Annotated in this window: 3 protein-coding genes; all 3 read left to right on the forward strand. The window is 54.5% G+C overall.

Annotated elements, in window-relative coordinates:
- Positions 1-441: 441 nt before the first annotated feature.
- Entirely contained in the window at positions 442-1,257 is an 816-nt protein-coding gene (gene sul2 / locus R7M92_RS24835; protein WP_001043260.1) for a sulfonamide-resistant dihydropteroate synthase Sul2, read from the forward strand.
- Between the two features lie 60 nt (positions 1,258-1,317).
- Positions 1,318-2,121: an aminoglycoside O-phosphotransferase APH(3'')-Ib gene (gene aph(3'')-Ib / locus R7M92_RS24840; protein ID WP_077202330.1), complete on the forward strand. Its 804-nt coding sequence runs from the start codon at positions 1,318-1,320 to the stop codon at positions 2,119-2,121.
- The coding region (locus R7M92_RS24845; RefSeq protein ID WP_219564665.1) for an aminoglycoside phosphotransferase family protein at positions 2,121-2,200 on the forward strand (80 nt) is incomplete at its 3' end. The genes aph(3'')-Ib and R7M92_RS24845, both read left to right, overlap by 1 nt.

Below are 2,200 nucleotides of genomic sequence, written 5' to 3' on the forward strand. Positions count from 1 at the left end.
TATTTACCTAATTTGCCACACTTATAAGTAGTAACCCACCTCCGCAGCCATTTATTGGTGTGGTCTACAGAGGATTAAGTCTTTTTAGAGGGGAAAATCCCTAGAACCCCATCTCCAAACATATCAAGCGTGTCTGTATCCCACTCTATTGTAAACAAGACATTTTTATCTTTTATATTCAATGGCTTATTTTCCTGCTAATTGGTAATACCATGAAAAATACCATGCTCAGAAAAGGCTTAACAATATTTTGAAAAATTGCCTACTGAGCGCTGCCGCACAGCTCCATAGGCCGCTTTCCTGGCTTTGCTTCCAGATGTATGCTATTCTGCTCCTGCAGCTAATGGATCACCGCAAACAGGTTACTCGCCTGGGGATTCCCTTTCGACCCGAGCATCCGTATGAGACTCATGCTCGATTATTATTATTATAGAAGCCCCCATGAATAAATCGCTCATCATTTTCGGCATCGTCAACATAACCTCGGACAGTTTCTCCGATGGAGGCCGGTATCTGGCGCCAGACGCAGCCATTGCGCAGGCGCGTAAGCTGATGGCCGAGGGGGCAGATGTGATCGACCTCGGTCCGGCATCCAGCAATCCCGACGCCGCGCCTGTTTCGTCCGACACAGAAATCGCGCGTATCGCGCCGGTGCTGGACGCGCTCAAGGCAGATGGCATTCCCGTCTCGCTCGACAGTTATCAACCCGCGACGCAAGCCTATGCCTTGTCGCGTGGTGTAGCCTATCTCAATGATATTCGCGGTTTTCCAGACGCTGCGTTCTATCCGCAATTGGCGAAATCATCTGCCAAACTCGTCGTTATGCATTCGGTGCAAGACGGGCAGGCAGATCGGCGCGAGGCACCCGCTGGCGACATCATGGATCACATTGCGGCGTTCTTTGACGCGCGCATCGCGGCGCTGACGGGTGCCGGTATCAAACGCAACCGCCTTGTCCTTGATCCCGGCATGGGGTTTTTTCTGGGGGCTGCTCCCGAAACCTCGCTCTCGGTGCTGGCGCGGTTCGATGAATTGCGGCTGCGCTTCGATTTGCCGGTGCTTCTGTCTGTTTCGCGCAAATCCTTTCTGCGCGCGCTCACAGGCCGTGGTCCGGGGGATGTCGGGGCCGCGACACTCGCTGCAGAGCTTGCCGCCGCCGCAGGTGGAGCTGACTTCATCCGCACACACGAGCCGCGCCCCTTGCGCGACGGGCTGGCGGTATTGGCGGCGCTGAAAGAAACCGCAAGAATTCGTTAACTGCACATTCGGGATATTTCTCTATATTCGCGCTTCATCAGAAAACTGAAGGAACCTCCATTGAATCGAACTAATATTTTTTTTGGTGAATCGCATTCTGACTGGTTGCCTGTCAGAGGCGGAGAATCTGGTGATTTTGTTTTTCGACGTGGTGACGGGCATGCCTTCGCGAAAATCGCACCTGCTTCCTGCCGCGGTGAGCTCGCTGGAGAGCGTGACCGCCTCATTTGGCTCAAAGGTCGAGGTGTGGCTTGCCCCGAGGTGATCAACTGGCAGGAGGAACAGGAGGGTGCATGCTTGGTGATAACGGCAATTCCGGGAGTACCGGCGGCTGATCTGTCTGGAGCGGATTTGCTCAAAGCGTGGCCGTCAATGGGGCAGCAACTTGGCGCTGTTCACAGCCTATCGGTTGATCAATGTCCGTTTGAGCGCAGGCTGTCGCGAATGTTCGGACGCGCCGTTGATGTGGTGTCCCGCAATGCCGTCAATCCCGACTTCTTACCGGACGAGGACAAGAGTACGCCGCAGCTCGATCTTTTGGCTCGTGTCGAACGAGAGCTACCGGTGCGGCTCGACCAAGAGCGCACCGATATGGTTGTTTGCCATGGTGATCCCTGCATGCCGAACTTCATGGTGGACCCTAAAACTCTTCAATGCACGGGTCTGATCGACCTTGGGCGGCTCGGAACAGCAGATCGCTATGCCGATTTGGCACTCATGATTGCTAACGCCGAAGAGAACTGGGCAGCGCCAGATGAAGCAGAGCGCGCCTTCGCTGTCCTATTCAATGTATTGGGGATCGAAGCCCCCGACCGCGAACGCCTTGCCTTCTATCTGCGATTGGACCCTCTGACTTGGGGTTGATGTTCATGCCGCCTGTTTTTCCTGCTCATTGGCACGTTTCGCAACCTGTTCTCATTGCGGACACCTTTTCCAGCCTCGT

Source organism: Vibrio sp. Vb2880 (assembly GCF_033337975.1).
GTDB lineage: Bacteria > Pseudomonadota > Gammaproteobacteria > Enterobacterales > Vibrionaceae > Vibrio > Vibrio alginolyticus.